Here is a 23265-nt window from a genome sequence, read left to right as displayed (position 1 = left end):
GACCAACCAAAAGAGAATCTGGTAGAATTGGATTTTCTGCTACTCTCTTTCGATTTTTTGAAGAATAGCTTGTCAAGTCTTTTTTTTGCGAAAACACTATATATTGTGTTGTCGAAAAATCTTTCTCACAAGATGTAGAAAATCATATTGAGTTTTTTGAGGAAAAGGAGTTAACTAGAAAGAGAGAGTTGCACCGCTGAACGGTACGTTTAGTTTGTTACCATTCGATGCAGTTTGGCTATTTTGAAGGAGGAACCGACATGTTGGCAACAGAAACAAGGACCCGGTTTATTCGGGATGAATTCCTTGATCAATATCCGGATTTCCCGGTACATATGAATCCATTGGGACAATTTGTATATTATCGCACCTATTCCCGCTTTATTCCGGAGCTTGGCAGACGTGAAACATGGAAAGAAACCTGCCGTCGTTCCGTAGATTACAACATGAAGCTGGCGTATCAGCATATCCAAAAGATCGGTCTTGTTCCGAATTTGCAGGAGCTCTGCGAAGAGGCGGAAGGTCTGTTTGACAACATGTTCAACTTGAAACAATTCCTGTCCGGACGCACGCTATGGGTGGGCGGAGCAGAAAACGGCGTTGCTGATCTGTACCCGCTGGCCAATTTCAACTGCTCGTTTTTGAACATCAAGTCCTGGGAAGATCTCTGCGACCTTTTCTACCTGCTGCTGGTTGGCACGGGCGTAGGGTTCAAGTGTACAAAACAGATGGCAAAAGCGTTGAAGCCGATTCGCACCAACGTGAGCCTGCTATCATCCGAATATAAGCCGTTGCCGGTTCATCAGCGCCTGGAGCGATCAGAGCTGAAGGTGCTGGAAAATGGATACGCCAAGATTTACGTGGGCGACAGCAAGGAAGGCTGGGTGGAATCCCTCCGTCATTACCTGACCATTTTAACTGACCCGGCGTACGAGAATATCCATACGGTGAAAATCTCCTACAACAGTGTCCGTCCCAAAGGAGAGCGCCTGAAGCGTTTTGGCGGCACCGCAAGTGGACATGAGCCGCTTCGCGAAATGTTCGAGGGCATCGACAAAGTGCTGAAAAACCAGATCGATGCCAACCTGGAGCCGATTGAAATCGATGAAAAGGGCTACGGCAAGGTTCGTCCGATCCACATCCTGGACATGGGCAATCTGATCGGGGCCAACGTCGTAGTCGGCGGGGTTCGCCGGACCGCTGAAATTTTCCTGTTCGACCATGACGATTACGAGTGCCTGTTTGCCAAATACGGCATCAACGGCTTTTGGACGGACGAGCAGCTGACCCACCACCGCAAAGTAGGCGAATTGCTGGGCGAGAAAAAGCCAAACTGGTTTGAGCAAATCCAAAAGGTAGGCGACGGTCGTTTTGGACTGGATCATCGCCGCATGTCCAACAACTCGATTGCCTTTAATCAACAGCCAAGCCGCGACTTCCTGCACCTGGTATTCACGATGATGCAGCTGGAAGGGGAACCTGGCTTTGTCAATCTGGAGGAGGCGAACCGCCGCCGTCCAAATGCAGAAGGTCTGAACCCTTGCGCAGAGATTTTGCTGGACTCCTACGGGGTGTGCAATCTGACTACGGTCAACCTGGTCCAATTCGTCAAAGAGAGCCCGGATGGCTCCAAATATCTCGATGTGGACGGTCTTTTGGATGCGCAGCGCAAATCAGCCCGCGCCGGACTGCGGATGACGCTGGTTACGCTGGAGCTGCCGCACTGGGACGTTGTCCAGCAGCGCGACAGACTGCTCGGCACTTCCCTTACCGGCGTCAAGGATGCGATTGCCTCACTGGGATATACCGAACTTCAGGAAGTAGAGCTGCTTCGTCTGTTGGGCGACGCAGCGCGTGAAGAGGCTGACCGTTATGCGTATGACCTGCGCGTCAATTCACCGCTGCTGGTCACGACTGTCAAACCGGAGGGAACCCTGTCCCAGGTGGCAGGCGGCGTATCGAGCGGACTGCATTGGTCCCACTCGCCTTACTACATTCGCCGGATTCGGATCAACGCCGAAGACCCGTTGGCAAAAGCCGTTCAAACACTGGGCTGGACAGTAAATCCGGAGGTAGGAACGCCGGGTGAGACACATGAAGAGCGCATGGCCAATGCCCGTACCCTTGTGATTGACTTCCCGGTCGCTTCGGGTGCCAAAGAGACGAAAAACGAGGTCGATGTTAAACGGCAGTTCGATACGTATTTCCGTTTCCAAAAGGAGTACACGGAGCACAACTCGTCAAATACCATCACGGTGCGTCCGGGTGAGTGGGATGAGGTAGAAGAGATCGTTTACCAGAACTGGGATGACTTCGTGGGTGTATCCTTCCTGCAGTTGGATGGAGGAACCTATCAGTTGGCTCCATACGAGGCTTGCACAAAAGAGGAATACGAGCAGCTAAAGGCGAGCATGAAGCCATTTGACCCATCCATTTTGCAGCAATTTGAGAGTGGCTCGGATTCTGATCTGTCGACAGCAGACTCATGCGAAACAGGGGCTTGCCCAATTCGCTAAAAGAAACGAATGCCCAAACACCGTAGCGTAAACCATGCTGCGGTGTTTTTGTGTATAACTTTTTCAAGGTGCCCGAAATGCGCTGCGCTGGTTATTCGAGAAATTTTTCATTTTTGAAAAGCGGAAAATCAGCAAAGAGGAGAACCGAAAACGGAGAAAGAAACCTTGTCTGTGGTACAATACGAATGAGAAAGGAGCGATGCGTTTGAAACCGAATGTCCACGCTCATCAGATCCGTGTGCGCTACAGTGAAACCGACCAAATGGGGGTAGTGTACCATGCCAATTACCTCAACTGGTTTGAAGTAGGACGCACCGAATTTATTCGTGATTCAGGCATGACTTATCGCAGTCTGGAGGACAAGGGAATCCTGCTTCCCGTCACAGACATTGAGATTTCGTATAAGCAGCCCGCCCGGTATGACGACTGGGTGGAAATTCGGACGAAGCTGGAAGAGCTCTCGGCCGTTCGTCTGACGTTTGCCTATGAGCTGTATCGGATGGAGGATGAACAACTGCTCGTCTCTGGAGTGTCGAAGCACGCCTTTACAACCAAGGAAATGAAGCCGATCCGGCTGGCTCGCGCGGAACCAGAGGTATACGCACTGCTTCAAGAGCGGTGTTCAGGAGGGAGATAGCATGCTGTTTCGCATCCTGCTTGTTCTGTTTATCGTGATCCCCGTCATCGAGCTGTGGGGATTGATTGCGGTTGGGAAAGTAATCGGGCCCTGGTATACCATCGCGCTCGTCCTTTTGACGGGTTTTGTCGGCGCCTGGCTGGCCAAACAGCAGGGGCTGCAGGTGATGCGGATGCTGCAATTGCAGCTATCCAGAGGGCAGATGCCGGGGGAGACGCTGATCGATGGAGCGCTGGTTCTGTCCGGCGGGATTATGCTGCTCATGCCCGGCTTTTTTTCCGATGTAGTGGGCATTATTTTCCTGATTCCGTATACCAGGATGATCGTGCGCCATCTTGTGAAAAAATGGTTGTGGTCTTTGATTTCATCGGGAAGGGTTCATTTTTTCTTCCGGCGCTGATGAAAAGCGGAGCTGTGTCCGGTGCCGCAGGGACGAAAAAAATAAGTTGGTTTTGCTCATACAAAAAGGAGGCAGAAGCGCCTCCTTTTTTGTGTGGAACGAACAGTTGAGTCTATCCGTTAAACTAGCCTTTGATGTATCTCCAGATGTCTGTTAACACATTGGCTTTCACCAGAGCGTTGATCAAAACCAGCGAAACCGGACCAATGATCAAGCCGAGAAATCCGAAAAGCTGCAAGCCGACGAACAGGGCGACCAGTGTCAGAAGGGGGTCCAGACCAACATTCTCTGCGACGATCTTCGGCTCGATAATCTGCCGGAAGATCAGAACGACGCCGTACAGAATGGACAAGCCGATAACCAGACTGTAGTTCCCTTTGAAAAACAGATAGATGATCCAGGGGATAAAGACAGTTCCGGTGCCCAGATAAGGCAGCAGATCGACGAGCCCGGTCAGAAGCCCGATGGTGACTGCATACTGCACCCGCAGAATTAAAAGGCCGATGATGACGATGGCTGCAGTCAACGAGATCAGGGTGAGCTGCGCTTTGACAAAGCCGAACAGCGCGCTTTTCAAATCTTTGAATATCTGGTCGATCCGCGAGTTGACGCCGCTCGGAAGAACCCGGCGAAAACGCGCTTCCCATAGAAAGAAGTCTTTCGCGATAAAAAATGCGCCGAGGATGGAAATCACCGATACCGTCGCAAGATTTGGCAGAGAAACCAGGAAGTTTTTCAAGCTGTCTAAAAATTGAACAATCAGTTGTTGCCCCGTTTGTGTAATGGACGTGATCCCTTGTCCAATGGTATTATCCAGCTTTTTCTTCGATTCAAGATCGAGCTGCGTGTAGAGCCACTGGATCTGCTCGTAGAAGCCCGTCAAAAAATCCTGGGAGATCGTTCGCTGTAAATATTGGGCAAGCTCGCTGGAAAATACAGGGAGTTTTCTCGCCAATTCACCGATTTCCACAACCGTCTCCGTAATGATTACCGTGACCACTCCGCCGGAGACGGCAATCAGGAGCAGAAGGGCAAGGGTAACAGAGAGCCACCGGGGAATCCGGGCCTTTTTTGTCAGGAAGGTCACGGGTCGGTGAATAATCAGTGCGATGAGTAAGGAGATAATAAATGGGTAAAGTAAAGGTGACGCAAATACGACAATCTTAAAGCTGAGGTAAATGAGCAGACAAACCCATAGAAACCGAATAATTTGGAACAAACGTTCAACCCAGTTACTCCGGTTCAACAGAACTCTCCTTTCTGACCTGGACAGGACAGTGAATTATGTATTTCGGTATGCCGGAAAACGTCCCCTCTCATCGAGGGATCGAAACGTCTCGACGTTTTTCATTAAAATTCCATTACAAAACGGTCAAAGACCATGCAGTTGTAAAAAACATCTCGACGTTTTTTATTAAAATTGCATTACAAAATGGTCAAAGACCATTTTGTAACTATTATGCAGTATGCTGATAGGTGCTAGCAAGTTTTCCCTTTGGGACATGCATTTTTGCATCTTGTACTTTTATCATTCACAAAATCGCAATAATCTTTTATAATTGTGTCGAATTATGGTTGGATCCTTTTTATTGACAGGCAGCAGTCCATGCTGGAATTTCCTCCCTACTATATGCGTTTACGATAAAAGCGAATGATTATGCCAATCATTTTCTCAATCATTCATATGTGGAGGGTGGTCGAAAAAGGAACCGCCACGACAATTACATATAGCATAGAGAGGAAAAGGAGAGAGTTACATGACAGCTACTCGTGGACTTGAAGGCGTAGTTGCCGCTCAATCTTCGATCTGTTCGATTGTTGATGGGGTACTTTGTTACGGAGGTATCAACATCGATGAGCTTGCTGAAAACGCTACCTTTGAAGAGGTTGTGTACTTGCTCTGGCATGGAGCCCTACCGAAGCGCGATCAGCTGGACGCTTTGAAAAAGCAACTGGGCGAAAACGCTGCGGTGCCGCAAGAGGTTATCGACAGCATTCGCAGCTATCCGAAAGGCGTACACCCGATGGCGGCGTTGCGCACAGCTGTCTCTTCGCTAGCGCTCTACGACGCAGAAGCACAGGAAATGAATCCAGAGGCGAACTACCGGAAATCCATCCGTCTGATGGCCCAAACGCCTACCTTGGTCGCAGCGTTTGCTCGTCTGCGCAAAGGTCTGGAACCGGTTGCTCCCAATCCTTCCTTTGGCATCGCTCAAAATTTCCTTTACATGCTGACAGGAGAAGAACCGACAGAAACAGCAGTCAAAGCTTTTGACGTTGCGTTGATCCTGCACGCTGACCATGAGTTTAACGCTTCGACCTTTGCGGCTCGTGTAACAGTAGCGACTCTGACTGACATCTATTCCGGTATCGTGTCTGCGATCGGCACACTGAAGGGGCCTCTGCATGGCGGTGCCAACGAAGCTGTAGCCGCGATGCTCACTGAGATTGGTTCACTGGATAAAGTGGAAGGCTACATTCGTCAAAAGCTGGACAACAAGGACAAAATCATGGGCTTCGGTCACCGCGTTTACAAAGATGGCGACCCGCGCGCAAAATGGCTGAAACAAATGTCCAAGGCGTTGACCGCACAGATCGGACGTCCTGAGCTGTACGAAATGTCCACCAAGGTGGAAGACATGGTAACTGGCGAAAAAGGCCTCAAGCCAAACGTAGACTTCTACTCCGCATCCGTGTATATCGCACTCGGTCTGGAGAGCGATCTGTTCACGCCAATCTTTGCAATCAGCCGCATGTCTGGCTGGACTGCGCATATCATGGAGCAGTACGAAAATAACCGTCTGATCCGCCCTCGCGCAGATTATACAGGACCGGTCAACCAGCACTTTGTGCCGATCGACCGCCGATAAGACCATTGCTTTTCCGAGCGTGGAGGAGATTTGATCCCTCATGGAGAAATGATTCCTAAGCGCAAGCTTGAGAACTACCACCTGGGCGTGGTAGTTCTCCTACGTCTGGAAATATTTCCACAACATTTTTCATACACTGGAGGGATTTATAGTGTTTAAAAACCTGTCGCAGCCAACTGCTGGTGAAAAAATCACGGTAGACAACGGCAAACTGGTAGTTCCAAACAACCCGATCATCCCATTTATCGAAGGAGACGGTACGGGTCCTGATATCTGGAATGCATCTGTACGCGTACTGGATGCTGCTGTAGAAAAAGCATACAAAGGCGAAAAGAAAATTGCTTGGTTTGAAGTATTTGCGGGTGAAAAGTCCTTCAACCAATACGGTGAGTGGCTGCCAGAAGATACACTCACAGCAGTTCGCGAGTACCTGATCGCGATCAAAGGTCCTCTGACTACACCAGTTGGCGGCGGTATCCGCTCGATCAACGTTGCGCTTCGCCAAGAGCTCGATCTGTACGCTTGCGTGCGTCCGGTTCAATACTTTGACGGCGTGCCTTCCCCAGTCAAACATCCTGAATTGACAGATATGGTGATCTTCCGCGAAAACACCGAGGACATCTACGCGGGTGTTGAGTGGGCTGAAGGAACAGCGGAAGTGAAAAAAGTAATCGACTTCCTGCAAAACGAGATGGGCGTGAAGAAAATCCGCTTCCCGGAAACTTCCGGTATCGGTATCAAGCCTGTATCCAAAGACGGTACAGAGCGTCTGGTTCGCGCAGCCATCAACTACGCAATCGACAACAACCGCAAATCCGTTACCCTCGTGCACAAGGGCAACATCATGAAATTCACCGAAGGCGCGTTCAAAAACTGGGGCTATGCTGTAGCTGAAGCTGAATTCGGCGACAAAGTATTTACATGGGCTCAGTACGACCGCATCAAAGCAGAAGGCGGAGACGCGGACAAAGCTCAGAAAGAAGCAGAAGCAGCAGGCAAAATCATCGTAAAAGACGTGATTGCTGACGCCTTCCTGCAACAAATCCTGACTCGTCCGGCAGAATACGATGTCGTAGCGACGCTCAACTTGAACGGTGACTACGTATCGGATGCACTGGCTGCTCAAGTGGGCGGTATCGGTATCGCACCAGGTGCCAACATCAACTACCTGACCGGTCATGCTATTTTCGAAGCAACCCACGGTACAGCTCCGAAATACGCAGGTTTGGACAAAGTGAACCCATCTTCCGTGATCCTCTCTGGCGAAATGATGCTTCGTCACTTGGGCTGGAATGAAGCGGCTGATCTGATCATCAATTCTATGGAGAAAACAATCTCCGCGAAAACCGTTACGTACGATTTCGCTCGCTTGATGGAAGGTGCGACCGAGCTGAAATGCTCCGAGTTCGCTGATGCGCTGATTAAAAACATGTAATTCCTGGTTTGCAAACCGCAGTCTATTGAGAAAACCAAATTACAAAAGCTATTGGAGGCGACCTTACATGGCATTCCAACGCAAAAAAATCGCAGTGATCGGCAGCGGCTTCACAGGTGCAACAACCGCATTCATCTTGGGTCAAAAAGAGCTGGGAGATGTTGTTCTCGTAGACATTCCACAGTTGGAAAACCCAACCAAAGGGAAAGCGCTTGACATGATGGAATCTTCTCCGGTTCTCGGTTTTGATGCGAGTATCACCGGTACGTCTGACTATGCGGACATCAAAGACGCAGATCTGGTGATCATCACTGCCGGTATTGCTCGCAAACCAGGCATGTCCCGCGACGATCTGGTCAACACCAACGCAGGGATCATGCGTTCAGTTGCTGAACAGGTGAAAACCTATGCACCGAACTCCATCGTGCTGGTTCTCTCCAACCCGGTTGACGCGATGACTTACACCTTCTTCAAAACATCCGGTTTCCCGAAAGAACGCGTAATTGGTCAATCCGGCGTACTGGATACTGCACGTTTCCGTACGTTCGTCGCGATGGAACTGAATGTATCTGTCGAAGATGTAACCGGCTTTGTACTGGGCGGACATGGTGACGACATGGTTCCATTGGTACGCTACTCTTACGCAGGCGGTATCCCGCTCGAAACACTGATTCCAAAAGATCGTTTGGATGCAATCGTCGAACGCACCCGCAAAGGCGGAGGCGAGATCGTGAACCTGCTGGGCAACGGTTCTGCTTACTACGCACCTGCAGCTTCCCTGGTGCAAATGGCAGAAGCGATCCTGAAGGACAAGAAGCGTATCCTGCCTTCCATCGCTTATCTGGAAGGAGAATACGGCTACAACGATCTGTACCTGGGCGTGCCAACGCTGCTTGGCGGCAAAGGTATCGAAAAAATTATCGAGCTGGAACTGACTGCTGAAGAAAAAGCTGCACTTGATCAATCAGCGGAATCCGTGCGCAATGTCATGAAGGTTTTGCAATAAGTGTTTTGACTGCTATTTGCCATTGAAAAAGTCCCTTTGATACAAAAAGGTACAGTTTCTCATGGAAATGAGGAATCTGTACCTTTTTTCTGTATAACTGATCGTTAGTCTGTATTTTGAACTGTATTACCTGGTGGTTCCCAAGGGTAATATGCTGTGTGTTCATTAATGTTTGAATTATTTGGATTTTCGAAATGGATATAGTATGATTTTTTTGCGGTTTAGTGGTTTGACCACACGACCACCTAACCTCAATACAAATATTGGCGGAATTGATGTGAACTTGCAGATCGAACTATAGGCGGTGACATAACATGGCATACTCAAAAGTGGATCAGGGAATTCTGGCGTCTCTGCGGCAGATCATCCCGGATCCCAAGCGGCTGCTGACCGACAAACAAGATTTGGCGGGGTATTCGTATGATGCTTCCTTCGGTACGTACTGGCCAGAGGTGGTCATCCAGCCCAAAAACACGGAAGAGGTAGCGGCGGTCATCAAACTGGCAAACGCGCAGAAGATTCCGGTGTATCCACGAGGTCAATCGACGTCTCTCTCCGGCGGTCCGCTGCCGGTGGAAGGCGGAATCGTGCTGGATTTGTCCAAAATGAATCATAAGCTGGAGGTACATGCAGACGATCTGATCGCCATCGTGTCGCCAGGGGTGCTTACGGCAGCCATCCACGAAGCCGCGGAGAAGGTGGGGCTGATGTACCCGCCTGATCCCAGCAGTTCGGCAGTTTCGACAATCGGCGGCAATCTGGCGGAGAACTCCGGAGGACCACTTGGTTTGAAATACGGAGTGACCAAGGATTACGTCCTGGGTCTGGAAGTTGTCACACCAGAAGGAGAAGTTATTCGGACGGGTGGAAGAACGGTAAAAAATGTGACGGGCTATGATCTGACCAAGCTGTTGGTGGGATCAGAGGGCACGCTCGGGGTGATCACAGAAGCGACGCTACAGTTGATCCCCAAGCCTCCGGCAGCGGCAACCCTGCTGGCCATTTTTGATGACATCGTGAAATCTGGTGAAGCGATCTCCAAGGTGCTTACTTCAGGCATTTTGCCAGCCAAGATGGAAATCATGGACCAGGCTTGCATTATCGCGGTCGAGTCCTACGAGCCACTGGGCTTGCCAGTCGATGCGGAAGCGATCATTCTGATCGAGGTAGATGGACATCCGCGGGCTGTGGAGGAGGAGATTCGCGAGGCAGCAGAGATTTGCGAGCGCATCGGCGCACGCCAGGTGCAGATCGCAAGCACGGCTGCTGAGCGGGCCAATCTGTGGAAGGCGAGGAAAATGGTTTCTCCTGCGATTACGCGTGTGAAACCGACCAAGATTTCAGAAGATGCAACGGTGCCGCGGAGTCAAATTCCTGCGATGTTTTCCCGATTGAAACAAATCCGGGAGAAATACCAGGTGAACCTCGTCGTCTTTGGTCACGCAGGCGATGGAAATCTGCATCCCAATATCGTGGCTGACAAACGCGACAAAGAAGAGATGCAGCGCGTGGAGAAAGCTGTGGAGGAAATCTTTCAAGCAGCGATTGAATTGGGAGGCACACTCTCTGGTGAACATGGCATCGGCAATATGAAAGCCCCCTTTATGGAAATGGAGCTGGGGACTGCAGGTCTGGACATGATGAAGCGCATCAAGGACAGCTGGGATCCAAATAACATCATGAATCCGGGAAAAATTTTCCCGAAGCCGGGACAGAAACTGAATCTGACGGAGGAGTAAAACGATGAGTCATTCACACAATCACAAGCTCCCCTACGACGAGACTTTCCAATGTGTCCAGTGCGGCTACTGTCTACCGGCTTGTCCGACCTACCAGACGATGGAGAAAGAAACTCATTCGCCTCGCGGGCGGATCAATCTGGTGAAAATGGCGGCAGAAGGACATCTGACACTGGATGAGCTGAAAGAGCCGATCGATCTGTGCCTGGGCTGTCGCGCTTGTGAAACGGCCTGTCCTTCGGGTGTCGAGTACGGCAAGATTTTGGAGGGTGCCAGAGACGTGCTGGCATCCTATCAGGAGCGCAAGACATCCAAACCGATGCGTTTTGCGCAAAAGGTGATGTTTCAGAACGTTTTCCCGGACTCCAAAAAGCTGCGTTTGGCGGCTGACGCAATCTGGATGTATCAGAGGACCGGTTTGCAACGTGTCGCACACAAGGGCAAGCTTACACATATCTTGCCGGAAAACCTCTGGGCTTTTGAGGAAGTGTTGCCAAAGGTCAGCTCTCCGTCGGAGCGTCGGAAGCGACCTGCCTTGTTTCATCCTCCAACGGGAATGGCGCCGCGATTCAAGGTCGCCTTTTTCAAAGGGTGCATCATGGACGCCATTTTTGAAAAGATCAACCGCCTGTCGATGGAATTGCTGGCTTTAGCGGGCTGTGAGGTCATCGTCATTCCTTCGCAAACCTGCTGCGGGGCCTTGCATGCTCATGCTGGCCGTCGCGATGATACAATGACGCTGGCGAAGCAAAATATCGAGGCCTTTGAAAAATTGGATGTCGATTTTATCGTAAACAATGCTGGAGGATGCGGCGCCCAACTGGTAGAGTACCACCATCTATTCCATGGAGACGAAGAGTGGGAGGATCGGGCAAAAGCGCTCGTGGCCAAGACGCGGGACATTACCCAGGTGCTGGGACAGTGTGAGTTGCCGCTGAACAAACCGATTCCAGCAGTTGTGACGTATCAGCGTTCCTGCCATATGACCAACGTGCAGAAGGTGACCAAGGAGCCGGTAGATCTGATCCGTCAAATTCCGGGAGTGACCTTCCGCGAGATGGCCAACCCCAATATGTGCTGCGGTTCTGCTGGGATATACAATGTGATTCATTATGAAGAATCCATGGAAGTGCTGGATGTGAAAATGGGGGCCGTCAAGGATACGCAGGCTTCCGTCATCGTCACGACGAACCCTGGTTGTCTGCTGCAGATGAAGCTGGGTGTTCAACGGGAAGGAAAAGCAAATGAGATGCGTGCCGTTCATCTGGTTGAGTTGCTGGCAGAGGCGTGCGGGCTTGCAGATTCTTGAGAGATCGTGCGCTCTTTTCATCGGGAACTCCCTCCAGGAAGACAATCCCCGGAAATCAAAAACCGCTTGGCTGTTCATTTAAGCCCAAGCGGTTTTCCTGTCTTTCCACCAGTCCAAACTCCGGTACATCATTGCCGATACCGCTTCAGTCGGCAACAGGTCGCCGCCAATGAAGCGAAGGTTATACGGAACAAGGAGCTATCAATCTTTACAAAAAAATAACTTGTTAACCTATGCGGGGTTTGGCAGACTGGACAGTGAGAAGACTAGAGAAAAGCCCAAAATGGCAGCGTAGGGGGGAAAGACCGTGACGAAAATTCTTGTTGTGGATGACGAAGCATCAATCGTCAAATTATTACAATTTAACTTGGAAAAAGCGGGATTCCAAGTAGTGACCGCCTTTGATGGAAAACAGGCATTGGATATGGCACGTACGGAACAGCCCGATTTTATTATTCTTGACTGGATGCTGCCGAAACTGGAAGGCATGGATGTCTGTAAGCAATTGCGTCAGGAGCGAAATAATACCCCTATTTTGATGTTGACCGCCAAGGATGATGAATTGGACAAGATTCTGGGGTTGGAGCTGGGGGCTGACGACTACCTGACGAAGCCTTTTAGTCCCAGAGAAGTGATCGCACGGGTAAAAGCCATTCTTCGTCGCACCCAAACGGCTCCTGAGACTGTCGCCACACCTGATGAGGTAGTCCTGCAGTTTGGGGAAATACGCATTTATCCAGAAAAATACGAAGTGTACCGTGGTACGGAAAAGGTGGAGCTGACCCCCAAGGAGTTTGAATTGCTCCATTACCTCGCAAATCACCATGGACGCGTGCTTACCCGCGACCAACTGCTGAACGCCGTATGGAATTACGATTTTATCGGGGATTCCCGGATCGTCGATGTGCATGTAAGCCACTTGCGTGAAAAGCTGGAGGATGACACCAAGAACCCCCGCTATATCAAAACAGTCCGCGGATTAGGGTATAAGCTGGAAGGCTGACGGGAGGCCTGGTTCCTTGACACGCTTTCGAATCAAACTAACTTTAACCATACTTGGCCTGATCTCTATCGTCCTGCTTGTCATGGGCATGTACTTTGCCAAGGTCCTGGAGCGCTACTACCTGGATACGTTAAGTGAACTATTGACGCGTGAATCCAAGCTGGTCGCCCAGTCCGTCCGCTTTCCCAAGGTCCTGGGGGACAAGAGCGAATTGGCAGAAAGAGTGCAGCAGGTAGCACCCGAAGAGGAAGTCCGTCTTACCGTGATCGACCGTACGGGGCGCGTGCTTTTTGACAATGTTCACAAGCCGGAGGAGATGGAGAACCACGCGGGCCGTCCGGAATTTGCGGCCGCGCTGCGCGGTGAGACAGGCATTGACAGGCATTACAGCGAAACACTCGGCTACGAAATGATGTATGTAGCGGTCCCGATCTTCTCGGACGATACCCTGGTTGGCGCCGTCCGATCGGCCATGTCGATGAAGGACATTACCGACACGGTTCATAATTTGTGGTACACCCTGCTGACGGGCTTGCTGGTCACCCTGATTCTGGCCTCTATCGTGGTTTCCCGCATTTCTTTCAATATCACGAGGCCGATCGAAGAAATTACCCGTGTCGCCCGCAACATCACTCAGCGTGAATATGAAAGTCGCGTGCGAATCAAGGCGAAGGATGAGATCGGACAGCTTGCATCAGCCATCAATTTTATGGCCTCCAGTCTGGAGCAGCAGATGTACGAAATTTCGGAGAATCAGCAACGGCTTACCGGTGTGCTGACAAACATGTCGAGCGGCGTTATCTTTATTTCCGAACATCGTCGGATTATGCTGGTAAACCCTGCTGTGGAGAGGCTCTTGGGCAAATCAGCCAATGACCTGATCGGCAAACTCCACATCGAAGCCGGAAAAAACTTCGGCCTCAGCAAGTATATTGACCGCTGCCTGGACCGCGGTGAAAAGTTTCGGCAAGAAATTCATATTTACTATCCACAGGAGAAAATCCTCGACGTCAATTTTGCACCGTATATCAACTTCAAGGGAGAGGCGAAGGGTGTCGTTGTGGTGCTGCATGACTTTACCGAGGTCCGTCGTCTGGAGAAGATGCGCAGTGATTTTGTCGCCAACGTCTCGCATGAGCTGCGCACCCCCATCACATCGATTAAAGGTTTTACGGAAACGCTTCTGGATGGGGCGATGCAAGACGAAGAGACCTGCCGTAATTTCCTGCAGATCATCTACGATGAAAGCGAACGGTTGTACCGGATGATCCGCGATATCTTGGACCTCTCCAAAATCGAGCAAAGACGGATTGCCCTCCATGTCGCCGAGGTCGATTTACAGGATTTGATGAGCTCAACCGTAGCGCTGCTGCAGGATCAGGCGCAGCGCAAGCAAATCTCCATCCAACTGCCGAAGCCAGAACCCAGAATTACGCTGACCACAGACAAGGACTGCCTGCAACAGATCATCCTGAACCTCGTCACCAATGCCGTCGTGTATACACCCGAGGGCGGTGCTATCTCCCTGGAGCTTCACCAGGAAAAGGAGCAGGTGGAGATCCGGGTCAAGGATACGGGCATCGGCATACCCGAGACCGATTTGCCCCGCATTTTTGAGCGGTTCTATCGCGTAGACAGGGCGCGGAGCAGAGATTCTGGAGGGACAGGGCTGGGACTGGCCATCGTCAAGCATCTGGTAGAAAATCTGCACGGACAGATTACGGTGAAAAGCACGGAGGGAAAAGGCACCACGTTTACGGTAACGCTTCCGATCAATTGGTAAACAGTCTTTGTCAGAAACCTTTACACAAAGATAACAATCCCTTTACCTGTGGTATACATTCCCCTTGTACCATGGTCGTGACAGAGAATGGGAGGGAAAACAGGGTATGACAAGACATGTATTCGAAGAGCAGCTCGACGGATTACATCGGAAACTGATGTCGATGGGAACATTGGTGGAAGAAGCCATTCATAAATCCATCAAAAGCCTGGTGGAGCGCGATATCCAGCTTGCCGAGCAAGTGATTGCCAGCGATCATCTGATCAACGAGCTGGAGCAAGAAATCGAAATAGGCTGCTTTCAGATGATTGCGCTTCAACAGCCGGTGGGAGGGGATCTGCGCCGGCTGGGCACCATGCTGAAGCTGGTGACGGACCTGGAGCGGATGGGGGATCACGCCGTTTCCATCGCGAAAACAACACGCAGACTGATGGCAGAGCCGTATGTAAAGCCATTGATCGATATTCCCTTGATGGCTGACCATGTAAAAGCAATGGTTCGGGACAGTCTAAACGCCTATATCGGGCTGGACAAACAGGCGGCCGAAGAAATCGCCATGCGGGATGACATCGTTGACAAGCTGTTCTCCACGATCTTCCACGATCTGATTGATGTGATGACCAAAAACAAGCAGTCTATTTCACAAGGAACCCATCTGTTGCTCGTGGCGCAGTATCTGGAGCGCATCGCCGATCATGTCACCAACATCTGCGAATGGATCATCTATATGAGCACGGGCAAAATGACTGATTTGAACAAGTAATGGAGTAATTCCATAGAAAGCCATCCCTCGGGAAGGGGAGTGAAAGACCGCTGTATCGGATACAGCGGTCTTTTTGTCAGAATGCGAACTGTCCTCTCCGAAAGAGTCACAGTGCGACTGTAGAGCCCTGCTCTAGCAGATGGGAGGATCAAAGCGAGTTCGCACAGGACATTCGCCTAACCGAAGAGTGCTGCATACGATATAACGAATCAGACCGAAGGATTCAGCTTATCTACAGGAGGGATCGCTATGAATCAACGCGTGCGGCATATCTATGCAGGCGGAAATACAGCAAGAGGATATCGTTCCTTTTTGGATTCTGTACTGAGCGGAATTACCAAGCGAATTGTGCTGACGGGTGATGTGGAAGGGCTCCCTTCCTCGCTCATCCAGGCGATTGGTGAAAAAGCAGTGCATCAAGTCAAGCTGGTGGAGTGGATTCACTCCCCGTTTGTCACAGGAGCGATCGACGGGGTCGTGATCCCCGAGTGGAAGGCAGCTGTCGTCGACGGAAGCTACCCGCGTCAGCTCAAGCCCCAAGCCCCCGGATTAAGGGAAATCTATGTGGATCTCCAGAGAGTCGTGAGCAAAGAAAGGCTGGTCCGCCACAAAGATGACATCCTGGCCCTGCAAGAGAAGGTACACGTGGAAACGGAACGTGCACAGCACGCTTTTGCCGAAGCCCTTCGGGTGCATGAGGAATGGGAGTCTGTCTTTATTGCCCATCTCGACAGAGAGCAGGCCAATCGGGTGTGCGACGAGGTGTTGCGATTGTTCTTCGGAGATGCGTATGCAGAAAAAGAAAGCACGATCAGACGCATGTATCTGGGAGCGGCCACGCCAGAAGGCCCGCATGATTTTGTCCCCAATCTCACAGAGGTCGTGCCGAAACGCTATCTGATCAAAGGCAGACCGGGTTCCGGAAAATCGACGATCCTCAAAAGGCTGGTTGCAGAAGCAGAGCAGCGCGGTTTTGATGCAGAGGTATACCATTGCGGATTGGACCCGAACAGCCTGGATATGGTGGTCGTGCCTGAGCGAGGGCTGGCCATTTTTGACAGCACCGCGCCCCATGAGTACTTTGCCGAGCGCGACTCGGACGAAATCATCGATATGTACGCCAGAGCCATTGCGCCAGGGACAGATGAGAAATACAAAGAAAAACTGGAAAAATATCGCGTGCGGTACAAAGAGGCGACGAAAAAGGGAACCGCGCATCTAAAAGAGGCCCAGGAGGCTCGCCTCCTTCTGTCCCGGCTGTATCTGGATGCGACGGATCAAGAGAGAGTGGCGGAAATAAGAGCGGCTATTGTCCGTGTGCTGGACGTGTAATAGCTGTTGTTCTACCGTCGCATGAAACCTCTCTGACTGCTCATACTACCCTAAGGAGGTGAGCAGCCGGATGGGGTTTTCTTTTTGGTTGGCACTACTTATTCTCGGACAAACTCCTTTGGACGCAACCGATTTTCTTCGGATTACCTGGAAAGGAAACCCGCTCGCCTATGTGGATCGCGCGGATTACACGCTTCCCTTTTCCGGCGTTCCGCTGGTGGACGAAGCCAGACTGGATGAGGTCCGCAAAACAATAGAAAAAAAAGTGTACAAGCCCCCGGTTAATGCCATCATCAATGAGCAAGGGCAGATTATTCCGGAACAACGAGGCCGCGCTCTGGATCGCCAGGTATTTTGGGGGCAGGTCTATGAATATTTCTACGGCAATGGCCCGGCTGAGATCTCGCCGGTGGTACGGGAAATTTGGCCGCGAGTGGATCGCGCCTTGCTCCAGGAGGTGCGGAAGCGGCAGATTGGTTACTATACCACGTATTTTAATCCGAACAACTACAATCGTTCATACAATATCTCGCTTGCCACAAAGTCGATCAATAATTATGTCGTCCTTCCTGGTGAAACCTTTTCCTTCAATAAAGTCGTTGGACAGCGGACGAGAGAAAAAGGCTATCTCGATGCCCCGATCATTGTCAAAGGGGAGCTTTCCGAAGGGATCGGAGGAGGTATCTGTCAGGTCTCATCAACGCTTTTTAATGCAGTCGATCAAGCAGGACTGCATATAATCAAACGATATTCGCACAGTCGTCATGTTCCTTATGTGCCACCGGGAAGAGATGCTACGGTAAGCTGGTGGGGTCCTGATTTCGTTTTTCAAAACAGATACGCGCACCCGATTTTGATTCGCGCTCATTCCGGCCACGGGAGAATGATGGTGACGATCCATTCTTTTCCCGAGATCGAGTATGAGCCGAGAAGCGTGCCAAGTGTTCAATCTGAACTGCCGGAGGAAACGCCATCGGACAGTATTGATCCGCATGCAAACGCCGTACCGCCGCTGCCATAAAGAGAACAGCAGACAGCACCCCGACGTCGGAGTGCTGTTTTCTTTGAAAGTACAAAAATTAAGTTGAAATTCTACCCAAAAACCCGTATAGTGTTTCGTGTGGTAAAATTTCGTGCACGAAATAAATTAGAGAGGAGGCGAATCATGAACAAGCCAGTAACCATCCGTGACCTATTAAAACGCCTGAACAAGACGATTAACACGATAGCGGCCAGAGAGCTGGAAAAATTTGGTTTAACTGTTCCACAACTGATGGTACTGCGAGCCCTTAAGACTGACAGCTTGACTATCGGCCAAATCAGCAAAACCGTTGATCTTTCATACAGTACTGTTTCAGGCATCATTGACCGGTTGGAGCGGGATAAGCTGGTAGAGAGAAAAAGAGACGAAAAGGATCGTCGTGTCGTCTGGATCAGCACGACGAAAAAATTGCAGGAGCAATTTGAGAAATTGCCCATTTTTTCGGAAGCGTTTTACAACACGCTGTTTAGCGATTTTTCCGATGCTGAGTTGGAGCAAATCGTTCGCGCCCTGGAAACCTTGATCTCAAAACTAGAGAAAGAAAGCTGAGGAGAAACCATGAAGCGAAAACTAATCCTGTCTGTCATCTTGCTCCTGATCATCGCCGGAGGAGGAGGCATTGGTTACTACTACTGGTATCAGGGTAGCCACTTCGTGAAGACGCAAGACGCGCGGATTTCCGCCGATATTTACCGTGTCATGCCGCGTATTTCCGGCAAGCTGCAGAAGCTGAGTATTATGGAGGGAGATACGGTAGTCTCCGATCAGATCGTCGGTCAGCAGGATACGACCAACCTGACCACCAACCTCCTGGAAAACGCACTGCTTCGCGCACCGATTACAGGAAAAGTGATCAAAACCTTGGCAAAAGAAGGCGAGGTTGTCTCCCCGGGTCAATCCATTGCCATGGTGATTGATGAATCCAAGCTGTATGTTTCTGCCAATGTGGAAGAGACAGAGCTGAACCGATTGAAGCTTGGGCAAAAGGTAGACATTGTTCTCGATGCTTATCCCAATACAAAGCTGGTCGGCCATCTGAGCGAAATCGGACAGGCGACCAACTCGACATTTTCGCTGATGCCTGCTGTAAGTACGAGTGGAAACTTTACCAAAGTCACGCAACGCATTCCGATCAAGATCGCGATTGATGATCCTGCTGGACTTCATCTGGCCGCTGGTTTGAATGCAGAAATCAAAGTGTACGTGAAGGAGATGTAACCATGCAAAAAGCGAGACAATGGAAAACGCTTGGAACTGTCTTGGCAGCTGTTTCGCTGTTCGCGGCTGGATGCAGTCAGCCGTCAGCAGCCGGACCCTCTGAGAATATTCCGGTTGTAAAGGTATGGAAAGCGGACATGACAGGCGCCAGTAGCATCTCCAACGGGAAAATCACCGCAGCCGATCAGGTTCAGGTCGTTTCCAAACTGGCCGGAAAAGTGGCACAGGTGAACGTGAAAGAAGGTTCAGTCGTACACAAGGGCGATATTCTCATTGCGCTGGATGCTTCTGATTATCTGGAGCAAACAAAGCAAGCCCAGGCCGCGATTGCCAGTGCCCAGGCGAGATTGCGCGATACACAGGCAGGCACCCGCACGCAGGAGCTGCAGCGTCTGGCAAGCAACGTGGAACAAGCCAAAGCGACGCTGCAGGTTGCAGAAAATACGCAAAACCGGATGAAGGCCCTTTTTGATTCCGGAGCGATTTCCCAGGCGGAGTTCGAAAAGTCCGGACTTGAGCTGGAAAAAGCAAGAACGGCTGTTCAACAGGCAGAGGCGGCGTATGATCTGGGCAAAGCGGGCCCAACATCGGATACGGTTGCTGCCCTGCAAGCAGAGGTAAGCCGTCTGCAATCCTCTCTGGAAATGGCCAAAAACACATACCAAAATACGCAAATTCAGGCACCCATCAGCGGGGTCGTAGCCCGCAAGAGCATTGAACCGGGGGAAATGGCCCAACCAGGCGCACCTCTGCTGGTGTTGGTGAATATGGACCAGGTGAAGGTAGAGGCAAGCATCCCTGCTGAGCAAATCAACCAGGTCAAAGTAGGTGATCAGGTGGACGTAAACGTCAGCAGTCTGGGCAAAGTGCTGAAGGGTACCGTAGACTTTGTCAGCCCGATTTCTGATGTAAACAGCAGTTCTTTCCCAATCAAAGTGGTGGTGGACAATAAGGATGGCGAGCTGCGTGCCGGGATGCTGGCAGAAGTCACCCTGCCAAACCAGAGCGAGGCTGTAACGGGATGGAAAGTGCCTGCTGCTGCCATCGTGACGAAAGACAACAAGCATTATGTGTTTAAAGTCGATCAAGATGTCGTACACCAGGTAGAAGTCTCCATTGGCGAAACATCTGGAGAATGGACGGCTGTGACACAAGGCGTTTCCCAAAACGATCGTTTGGTATTGACACCGACTGATTCCTTGACCGAGGGCGGTAAGGTAATCGTCAACTAGCGGAGGTGAAAACAATGGCAGAAGCAACGGCTCAGCAGCAGAAGGACAGTGGAAACGGCGGGATGTGGTTGACACTCCTGGCCATTCTCATGGGGACCTTCGTTGCGATTTTGAACAACAGCCTGATCAACGTCGCTTTGCCCACGCTGGTTAATGTGTTTGGTTCTACCACAGATACGATCCAATGGGTCTTGACGGGGTACATGCTGGCCAACGCGGTCGTCATTCCGATGAGTGGGTCCCTCGGAGATAAATTTGGTTACAAGAAGATCTTTCTGACCTCCCTGATCGGTTTTACTGCGTCTTCCGTACTATGTGCGCTGGCCTGGAGTGATACCAGTATCATCGCTTTCCGGATTATTCAAGGCTTGACCGGCGGATTCATCATGCCAATCGGGATGTCGATGATTTACATGGTGGTTCCGCGGGAAAAGATCGGGATGGCGCTTGGCCTTTTCGGGATTGCCTCGATGGTGGCTCCGGCAGTAGGACCGACCTTTGGCGGCTATCTCATTCAATATTTGAGCTGGAAATTTTTGTTCCTCATCAGTGTTCCTTTTGGTATTTTTGCGATCATCATGAGCAGCGCACTTCTAAAAGAAACGACGAAAAAACCCGACTTGAAATTTGACTATTCGGGAGCGATACTCTCTATTATCGCCTTTGGAACATTGCTGCTCGCCTTGAGTAAAGGGCAGTCAGAAGGCTGGACTTCTTTCTACATCGTCAGCCTGCTTTTCACCGCCTTCTCCAGCATGGCACTCTTCATCTGGGTAGAGCTGGGGAAGGAGGAGCCCCTGCTCGATCTCAGTTTGTTCAAAATCCCGATCTTTACACTCAGTGTCATTACCTCCGGCTTCGTCATGATGGGGATGATGGGAGCGATCTTCATGATGCCGCTCTTCCTGCAAAACATCCAGGGCATGACGGCGATGGACTCCGGTTTGCTGCTGATGCCGCAGTCTATTGCAATGGCAGTCATGATGCCGGTCGGCGGGAAGCTGCTCGATAAATTCGGGATTGGACCGATCGCTCTGGTGGGGTTGACCGTAATGGGCGTAACCACCTACGAGCTGCACAACCTGGAAATCGACACCCCGCACCATCTGATCAACACGATCATGACCATCCGCGGATTGGGAATCGGGCTTTGTATGATGACCCTCTCTACGGTCGGGATGAATGCGGTGCCCCGCCAGATCGTGGGGAAAGCCTCTTCTCTGTCCAACGTTATTCGTCAGGTGATGAGCTCGTTTGGAATCGCCATTTTGACCATGGTGATGACGACGCGCACCAATTTTCATTCCGTAACGATTTCGGAAAGTATTTCGATTACCTCAACGACGGCTTTGGAATTCATCAAGGGCTTGACCGGGATTTATGCACAGGCAGGCGTGGATGCTGCGACTGCACAAGGTGGCGCCAGCTCTGTCCTGATCGGGATGATGATGAGAGAAGCGACCGTCAGGGGGATCGCAGATGCGATGCTGTTCTCCGCTATTCCGATTTTCTGTTCACTTCCTTTGATTTTCTTCATGCATAAGAAACCGAAAAAACCGGATGCACCGCAAGCCAAGGAAAAGGCTGCAGCCTGATCCATGAAAAAGGGTTGGTCAGAAGTAGGTACCTCTACTACACTGGCACAACCTCTTTTTCATTGGAATCGTTGTAATACTCTTTTATTTTTTCAAATTTGTGTTTTAATTACTGTATCGAAGTCACTTTGTACTCATATAGAAAGGGAGATGTATCGCCCATGGCTTTGCAACTGGATGTTGTGTTAACCAAGGAGAAGAAAGAGAAACCTGATTTTACTCAACTGGGATTCGGACAACACTTTACCGATCATATGTTCATCATGGATTACAGCGCAGAAAAGGGATGGTACGATCCTCGCATCGTTCCCTATGCTCCCGTGACTCTGGACCCGGCTGCGATGGTTTTTCACTACGGACAAGCCGTATTTGAGGGCTTGAAAGCATACCGGACGAAAGATAATCGCATTTTGCTGTTCCGCCCGGAAAAAAACATGCAGCGTTTGAACACCTCCAATGAGCGGATCAGCATTCCGCCAGTAGATGAGGCATTTCTGCTGGATGCGCTTCAAAAGCTGATCGAGGTTGACCAAGAGTGGGTGCCCTCAGCGCCAGGCACCTCGCTATACATCCGACCCTTTGTCTTTTCCACGGAGCCTTATCTCGGTGTGCGCGCTTCGCATTCCTACAAGCTGCTCATCATCCTGTCCCCCGTGGGTGCCTATTATGGGGATGGCATGAAGCCGGTTAAAATCCATGTGGAGAACAAATACGTACGCGCAGTCAGAGGAGGAACCGGCAACGCCAAGACAGCCGGGAACTATGCAGCGAGTCTGAAAGCGCAGAATGAAGCCAAAGACCTCGGGTATGAACAGGTTTTGTGGCTGGATGGCGTGGAAGGCAAGTACATTGAAGAAGTAGGCGCGATGAATGTCTTTTTCAAAGTAAACGGAGAAATCTGGACCCCCGCCTTAAACGGAAGCATCCTGGATGGCGTGACCCGTAATTCTGTTCTCCAGTTGCTGCGTCATTGGGGCTTGCCCGTTTATGAAAAGCGCATCTCCATGGAAGAGCTTTACGAAGCATACACACGCGGTGAACTGGAGGAAGTCTTCGGCACCGGAACAGCAGCAGTCATTTCTCCGGTTGGGGAACTGAGCTGGAACGGAAACCAGCTGCGTATTCATGAGCAGCAGGTGGGTGAACTGACCATGAAGCTGTATGAGACATTGACTGGGATTCAGTACGGGGAAGTAGAAGATCCATTTGGTTGGACCGTACAAGTGAACTAGCCCCTTGCATAGAAAAATAAGAAACAGCGCTCCTCGCCAAGAGAAGCGCTGTTTTGTTTGAGAAAAATGTACAAAGGCAGGCCGCGTTTCAAGAAAAAGCCTTGATCACCCAATAAATGATCCGTCCGACGATGTACCCGAGAAAAATTGTCC

Annotated in this window: 19 protein-coding genes; 18 read left to right on the top strand and 1 reads right to left on the bottom strand. The window is 50.7% G+C overall.

What is annotated here, in order from left to right:
• The first annotated feature begins 260 nt into the window (after positions 1-260).
• From nrdJ to NDK47_RS20145, 3 genes are all read left to right on the top strand, one after another.
• Complete coding sequence (nrdJ, locus tag NDK47_RS20155; protein WP_251871552.1) at positions 261-2516, top strand: ribonucleoside-triphosphate reductase, adenosylcobalamin-dependent; 2256 nt, start codon at positions 261-263, stop codon at positions 2514-2516.
• A 205-nt stretch (positions 2517-2721) separates the two neighbouring features.
• On the top strand, positions 2722-3153 hold the full coding sequence (locus NDK47_RS20150) for an acyl-CoA thioesterase (RefSeq protein ID WP_251871551.1): 432 nt from the start codon (positions 2722-2724) through the stop codon (positions 3151-3153).
• Position 3154: 1 nt separating this feature from the next.
• Positions 3155-3553 (top strand): FxsA family protein, encoded by a 399-nt coding sequence (locus NDK47_RS20145; RefSeq protein ID WP_407653322.1) that lies wholly within the window; start codon positions 3155-3157, stop codon positions 3551-3553.
• Positions 3554-3677: 124 nt separating this feature from the next.
• On the opposite strand, the gene ytvI is transcribed toward NDK47_RS20145, so the two are convergent.
• Positions 3678-4799: a sporulation integral membrane protein YtvI gene (gene ytvI, locus NDK47_RS20140; RefSeq protein WP_251871550.1), complete on the bottom strand. Its 1122-nt coding sequence runs from the start codon at positions 4797-4799 to the stop codon at positions 3678-3680.
• 511 nt (positions 4800-5310) lie between these two features.
• On the opposite strand from ytvI, the gene citZ reads away from it, so the two are divergent.
• The 15 genes from citZ (at position 5311) to NDK47_RS20065 (ending at position 23112) form a co-directional block, all read left to right on the top strand.
• The gene (gene citZ, locus NDK47_RS20135) at positions 5311-6423 is read left to right on the top strand and encodes a citrate synthase (protein ID WP_251871549.1); all 1113 of its coding nucleotides are present in this window, start codon (positions 5311-5313) and stop codon (positions 6421-6423) included.
• Between the two features lie 151 nt (positions 6424-6574).
• Positions 6575-7858 (top strand): NADP-dependent isocitrate dehydrogenase, encoded by a 1284-nt coding sequence (icd, locus tag NDK47_RS20130; RefSeq protein WP_251871548.1) that lies wholly within the window; start codon positions 6575-6577, stop codon positions 7856-7858.
• 67 nt (positions 7859-7925) lie between these two features.
• Positions 7926-8864 (top strand): malate dehydrogenase, encoded by a 939-nt coding sequence (gene mdh, locus NDK47_RS20125; protein WP_251871547.1) that lies wholly within the window; start codon positions 7926-7928, stop codon positions 8862-8864.
• A gap of 314 nt (positions 8865-9178) precedes the next feature.
• Positions 9179-10603 carry an FAD-binding oxidoreductase gene (locus NDK47_RS20120; protein WP_251871546.1) on the top strand — a complete coding sequence of 475 codons (1425 nt, stop codon included), beginning with the start codon at positions 9179-9181 and terminating at the stop codon, positions 10601-10603.
• A 4-nt stretch (positions 10604-10607) separates the two neighbouring features.
• A complete protein-coding gene (locus NDK47_RS20115) occupies positions 10608-11912 on the top strand; it encodes a (Fe-S)-binding protein (RefSeq protein ID WP_251871545.1) in 1305 nt (434 codons plus the stop codon).
• Positions 11913-12219: 307 nt separating this feature from the next.
• A complete protein-coding gene (locus NDK47_RS20110) occupies positions 12220-12915 on the top strand; it encodes a response regulator transcription factor (protein ID WP_251871544.1) in 696 nt (231 codons plus the stop codon).
• A 16-nt stretch (positions 12916-12931) separates the two neighbouring features.
• On the top strand, positions 12932-14698 hold the full coding sequence (gene pnpS, locus NDK47_RS20105; RefSeq protein WP_251871543.1) for a two-component system histidine kinase PnpS: 1767 nt from the start codon (positions 12932-12934) through the stop codon (positions 14696-14698).
• A 106-nt stretch (positions 14699-14804) separates the two neighbouring features.
• Entirely contained in the window at positions 14805-15461 is a 657-nt protein-coding gene (phoU, locus tag NDK47_RS20100; RefSeq protein WP_251871542.1) for a phosphate signaling complex protein PhoU, read from the top strand.
• A gap of 249 nt (positions 15462-15710) precedes the next feature.
• Entirely contained in the window at positions 15711-16793 is a 1083-nt protein-coding gene (locus NDK47_RS20095) for a hypothetical protein (RefSeq protein ID WP_251871541.1), read from the top strand.
• 70 nt (positions 16794-16863) lie between these two features.
• On the top strand, positions 16864-17814 hold the full coding sequence (locus NDK47_RS20090; protein ID WP_251871540.1) for a VanW family protein: 951 nt from the start codon (positions 16864-16866) through the stop codon (positions 17812-17814).
• Between the two features lie 144 nt (positions 17815-17958).
• On the top strand, positions 17959-18384 hold the full coding sequence (locus NDK47_RS20085) for a MarR family winged helix-turn-helix transcriptional regulator (protein WP_251871539.1): 426 nt from the start codon (positions 17959-17961) through the stop codon (positions 18382-18384).
• A 9-nt stretch (positions 18385-18393) separates the two neighbouring features.
• On the top strand, positions 18394-19053 hold the full coding sequence (locus NDK47_RS20080; protein WP_251871538.1) for an HlyD family efflux transporter periplasmic adaptor subunit: 660 nt from the start codon (positions 18394-18396) through the stop codon (positions 19051-19053).
• Positions 19054-19055: 2 nt separating this feature from the next.
• On the top strand, positions 19056-20285 hold the full coding sequence (locus NDK47_RS20075; protein WP_251871537.1) for an efflux RND transporter periplasmic adaptor subunit: 1230 nt from the start codon (positions 19056-19058) through the stop codon (positions 20283-20285).
• A 14-nt stretch (positions 20286-20299) separates the two neighbouring features.
• A complete protein-coding gene (locus NDK47_RS20070; RefSeq protein WP_251871536.1) occupies positions 20300-21880 on the top strand; it encodes a DHA2 family efflux MFS transporter permease subunit in 1581 nt (526 codons plus the stop codon).
• Between the two features lie 161 nt (positions 21881-22041).
• Entirely contained in the window at positions 22042-23112 is a 1071-nt protein-coding gene (locus NDK47_RS20065) for a branched-chain amino acid aminotransferase (RefSeq protein ID WP_251871535.1), read from the top strand.
• Positions 23113-23265: the final 153 nt, after the last annotated feature.

Source organism: Brevibacillus ruminantium (genome assembly GCF_023746555.1).
Classification (GTDB): domain Bacteria; phylum Bacillota; class Bacilli; order Brevibacillales; family Brevibacillaceae; genus Brevibacillus; species Brevibacillus ruminantium.
This window is presented reverse-complemented; position numbering and strand designations above follow the sequence as displayed.